This is a genomic window from Candidatus Edwardsbacteria bacterium, from assembly GCA_018821925.1.
Lineage (GTDB): Bacteria > Edwardsbacteria > AC1 > AC1 > EtOH8 > UBA2226.
Genome location: JAHJLF010000092.1, coordinates 1 through 5,497 on the forward strand (window position 1 = coordinate 1; position 5,497 = coordinate 5,497).

The window sequence follows — 5,497 nt, forward strand, 5'->3', positions numbered from 1 at the left end:
AAGTCGCGTTAACCCAGGCCAGGACCAATAAGATACAGGCCCTTCACGATTATCTGGTCAGCTTGGCCAAATTAGAAAATGCCGTTGGTAAAACATTCCAATAGAAATCAAATAATAGCAAATATAATCACCCGAGGAGTATTGGCGAAAATGAAGCGCAAAAATACATTAATACTATCAGCAGTGATATTGGTAATCATGTTGGTAATCATGGTTGTGATAGCTGGCAGGATAATCGCAAAAAATAGAGGTTCCCGTAACCAAGAAGCAGTGGTCAACAGATCTCCGGTGGAAGTAGCGACCATAGTTCCCACCGATTATGACGAGACCCTGGAATTGTCGGGCACCATGATGGCCGAGAACCAGATCGAAGTGCCCTCTAAGGTCTCTGGAAAGATAATAAAATATCTGTTCGAGGAAGGGGCCTGGATCGAGGCGGGACAATCTGTGGTCAGCATCGATCGCGATGAAGTGGGGGTGGAATTCAAGGAAGCCGTCCTGGAGTCGCCCATAGCCGGGTGGCTGACCAAGCGATATTTCGACACCGGCGCCAGAGTGAACCCCGGAACGCCGCTTTTTCAGGTGGCCGATTACCGCAAGGTCAAGCTGCTAGTATCGGTCCCGGAATCGGATATGTCCAAGCTAAAAGCAGGGGCCAAGGTGGCGGCAAACATAGACGCCTGGCCCAAAACCAACTTCACTGGGTTTGTCAAAAAGATCTCGCCCACGGTGGATTATCTCAGCCGGACGGTCAAGGCCGAGATATCGGTGGGCAACCAGGGATTGAAGCTTCGGCCGGGTATGTACGGCCGGGCGGTGATAAACGTCAGGCATTACACCAAGGGCGTAGTCATACCTACCTCGGCCATAATCGAAAGGGAGGTAGGGAAGCTGGTCTTTGTCCTAAAGGGTAATAAGGCCGTTGCCAGGAACATCGAGGTGGAGCTTGACCTGGGGGACAGGACGGCCGTCAAGAGCGGTTTGTCGCTGGGGGAGGAGCTGATAATCTCCGGGCAGCACTCGGTGACCGACGGCTCTCCGGTGGAAGTGGTGGGAGGCAAGTAAGATGATTTTGTCCGAATTCGGCATCAAACGTCCCATCACGGTGCTGATGATATTCATCGGAGTAACGGTGATCGGCTTGGTGTCCCTGATAAACCTGAATATCGACCTGTTTCCCGATATGTCCCTGCCCATCGTAGCGGTGATGACGGAATACAGCGGGGCCGGCCCGGCCGAGGTGGAGTCGATGGTGAACAAGCCGCTGGAAGCGGCCATCAGCATGGTAAGGAACATCAAGAACGTCACCTCCACCTCAAAGGAGGGATCATCGCTGCTGATCGCCCAGTTCGACTGGGGGACCGACGTCGATGCGGCCTCCATAGACATCAGGGAGAAGATCGATCTGGTGCGGGACCACCTGCCCGGCGGGGTGGGAAGCCCGATGGTGGTGAAATACGATCCGGCCCTGATGCCCATACTGGTGGTGGGGATCTCCAGCCCCCGCGGGGTCTCGGAGCTTAAGCAGTTTGCCGAGGATAATATTAAAGATAAGGTGGCCAGGCTGGATGGCGTGGCGGCGGTGGTGGTTCAGGGGGGCATGGACCGCCAGATCCACGTCAACATCGACCGGAACCGGATGGAGGGTTTGGGCATTTCATTCGACCAGGTCAAAATGGCCCTGGCCGCCGCCAACCTCAATTTGCCGGGGGGGCATTTGCGGGTGGGCAATTTGGATTATCTGATCCGGACCCCGGGCGAATACAAGGATATCAAGCAGGTGGGGGCCACGGTGATCGGCAATCGCAACGGGGTGCCGATATCCTTGAGGGATATCGCCGAGGTCAAGGATGCTTATGCCGAGAGGGACAGCGAGACGAGGATCGACGGGGTTCGGTCGGTGGTGATGGTGGTCCAGAAACAGTCGGGTTCAAATACCGTGGAGGTAAGCAACCGGGTACAGAAAAAACTGGCCGAACTGCAGAAAGGAATGCCCTCGGACATCAAATTGTCGGTGGCCTTCGATTCTTCCATATTCATCAGGCGGTCCATAAAGAGCCTGCAGAGCGAAGCCGTCATCGGGGCCATCCTGGCCATATTGATCATCATGCTGTTCCTGCGGAATTGGAGCAGCACCATGATCATCGGGATCTCCATTCCCTTTTCGATTATTGCCACCTTCGTGATGATGTATTTCCAGAACATGACCCTCAATATCATGACCCTGGGCGGCTTGGCTCTGGGGGTGGGCCGGCTGGTGGACGATTCCATAGTGGTGCTGGAGAACATCTATCGTCATCGTGAGGAGGGGCATGATGCCCGGGAGGCTGCCTTGCAGGGATCATCCCAAGTGGCCATGGCAGTGCTGGCGGCTACCATAACCACCATTGTGGTCTTCATTCCCATAGCGTTCGTCAGCGGCATTGCCGGGGTGATGTTTAAACCGATGAGCTATACGGTGTCATTTTCCCTTATCGCTTCCTATTTCGTTTCCATGATGCTTATTCCACTGCTCAGCAAAAAATTCATGAAGGTGGAAAGCAATGATCAAATGGACAGCTGGCTGATACGGAACTGGCTCAACAAATTCAATAAGTGGCTCAAATCGCTGGATATAGTATACCAGAATATCATCAGTTGGGCGATCCGACATAAAAAGCAGGTGATCGGCATAACCTTAGGCATCGTGCTGCTGACCATTTCCCTGATCTGGCCGCTAAAATTAGTGGATACCGAATTCATCCCTAAAAGCGACGAGAATGAGTTCAGCCTGTCGCTGGCCATGCCGGTGGGGACCTCATTTGCCCAGACCGGAAAGATAGTAAGGCAGTTGGAGGATATAGTCAGGGAGGATATCCCCGAGACCAGGGTGGTCTATTCGGTATACGGCGAGGGCGAAGGCATGAGAAGGTCCATGTCCAGCACCGGGCCCAACTACGCCGACATGCGGGTCAAGCTGGTAAACCGTTCCGAGCGCAAGCGGGGGGTGGAGGAGATCGTCGAAGGCCTCCGGGCTAAATTCGCCAGGATTCCGGATGCCAAGATAATCATCAATACCGGCGGAATGATGTCCCAAATGATGAGTTTCGGAGCCGGAGGAGCGGTGCAGGTTGATATTCAGGGCTATGACATGGAAACCGGGCAGAAACTGGCCCGGCAGGTCAAGGAAATAATTTCCGGCATCAAAGGCACCAGGGATGTGGATATCAGCCGCAAGGAGGGCATTCCGGAGCTTAAGGTAATGGTCGACCGCGACAAGGCCGGCAGCCTGGGGCTTTCGGTATACCAGGTGGCCGGGACGGTGGAGACGGCCTTCAAGGGCAACGTGGTATCCCGGTTCCGGGATAGCAAGTTCGGCAAGGAATACGATATTGTGGTAAGGCTGCAGGAGAGAGATCGTGATAAGCTGCGCGACCTTTCGGGACTTTTCATCATGTCCCCCCTGGGGCATCCGGTGGCCCTGAGCAACGTGGCCCGTATCGAAAAGGCCTTCGGGCCGGTGGACATCCAGCGCAAGAACCAGCAGCGGATCATCAGCGTCACCTGCGATGTGGCTGGCCGGGCAGTGGGCGTCATCAATCAGGAGCTGACCCAAAAGCTCAAAAAGCTGACCGTCCCCGAAGGCTTCACTATCGAGGTCAGCGGCTCGGCCAAGGACATGGCTGACAGCTTCAAAAGCCTGTTCTATGCCATGCTGCTGGCCATAATGCTGGTCTATATGGTGCTGGCCTCCCAGTTCGAATCTTTGCTGGACCCTTTCGTGATAATGTTCTCGGTGCCACTGGGGATAATCGGAGTCATCTGGGGGCTGTTCTTTACCGGGATCAATTTCTCGGTAATCGCCTTTATTGGCGTTATCATGCTGGTGGGGATGGTGGTGTCGAATGCCATCCTGCTGGTGGATTATGCCAATGTATTGAAAAGGCAGGGCATGGAACTGTACCAGGCGGTAATAACCTCGGGCCGGACCAGGCTCCGTCCCATATTAATGACCACCCTGACCACCATTTTCGGGATGGTACCGATGGCTTTGGGCATAGGGGAGAGCGGAGAGACCTATGCCCCCCTGGCCGTATCGGTGATCGGGGGCCTGGCGGCATCCACTGTGCTGACCCTGGTTTTCGTGCCGACCCTGTATATCATCTTGGAGGAAAGGCTGAAGAAATAACGGATATGCCTATAATAAATAAACAATTTTCTTGACAAACGCCCTCAGTTGTGATACGTTTCTCCTGTGAAAAATAAGAAAGCCTTATACCACGGGCTTGCTTGCATTTGGGCCATAATTTAAAAGCCTTTGTTCGCAGTTTTAAAACTACGGGCAGGGGCTTTTTATGTTTGAAATTAAGCCGATGCGCGGCGCAATAAAGCGAATGAGGGTAATATTATGAAGAAGTTTATTTTTGTAACAATATCAGCTATGCTTTTCAGCATAGCCCATGCCGGCGATTATAAATGCTCCATTGTTGGTAATGCAAGTGGCAGTGGGCTTGTTATTGCACCGGGACGCAATGATGGAATAAACCGATTATATACTACAGGTAGCTATCCCTACGAATTTACCTGGAATGGTACGGGATGGGCTAAAAGCCCATTATCTGAATATGCCTGCAATCCGACATCAATTACCGCCGGTTTTGGCAGAAACGACGGAGTTTGTCGGGTTTATACTGGTGATATGGCCCGTGGCAACATAAAAGAGTATAGCTATAATGGTTCTACATGGGATAGTGTGATAGTAAAAGCTGGCAATTGGTATGACATTCGAACCATAGAGATAGGAAACATAAAGAATGACGACACCATGAGGGTAGTTGCAGGATGCGATGACAGCACGACCATAGCTTATACTTACCGAAATGGAAGTGGAACTTGGAAAAAGGACACCATGGGGATTAAGAGGAGTATAGTTCAGGATATTGTTATTGGAAAAGGAAGAAATGATGATACAACCAGAGTTTATTCTAGTGGTGACATCTATTGGGTAGAGTATACCTACAGAGATAAATGGGATACAACACACCATCAATTTATAGTAAACACGGGAGGCAAGTTACTGGGTGCATTTAAAGATGATGGCTTGCAACGGTTATATATTAAAGAGTCTGGAATACATGAGATAGAATGGAGTGGTACAGAATGGCTGAGAAGCGATTCAGCTATAGCTTACGGAACTTATCCATTTTCCGGTGACGGGCGCAATGATGGCAAACAAAGAATGTACACCTTAGGTAGCAGCATGATAATAAATGATTCGATATTTAGTGATATTCATGTTTGGGAGTGGAGTTACAATGACAGCACAAGTCAAGATAGTTTCTGGGATAAAGTATTATTGGATACAATCGCATATAATTATGGCTATAATTTCGATATGGCTGCCGGTGTGGTTGGGGATGCCCGCAATGACGGCAAAAACCGGGTCTATGCTTTAAGCGAATTGGGCGTGATTTATGAATGGGAATGGGATGATTCATTGAACGGGGTAGAGGGCGAA

3 protein-coding genes are annotated in these 5,497 nt (G+C 51.4%); all 3 read left to right on the plus strand.

Annotated elements, in window-relative coordinates:
• Nucleotides 1-150: 150 nt before the first annotated feature.
• The gene (locus KJ869_11240; GenBank protein MBU1577761.1) at nucleotides 151-1,065 is read left to right on the plus strand and encodes an efflux RND transporter periplasmic adaptor subunit; all 915 of its coding nucleotides are present in this window, start codon (nucleotides 151-153) and stop codon (nucleotides 1,063-1,065) included.
• Nucleotide 1,066: 1 nt separating this feature from the next.
• Nucleotides 1,067-4,168: an efflux RND transporter permease subunit gene (locus KJ869_11245; GenBank protein ID MBU1577762.1), complete on the plus strand. Its 3,102-nt coding sequence runs from the start codon at nucleotides 1,067-1,069 to the stop codon at nucleotides 4,166-4,168.
• A 219-nt stretch (nucleotides 4,169-4,387) separates the two neighbouring features.
• On the plus strand, nucleotides 4,388-5,497 hold a 1,110-nt coding region (locus KJ869_11250), incomplete at its 3' end, for a hypothetical protein (GenBank protein ID MBU1577763.1).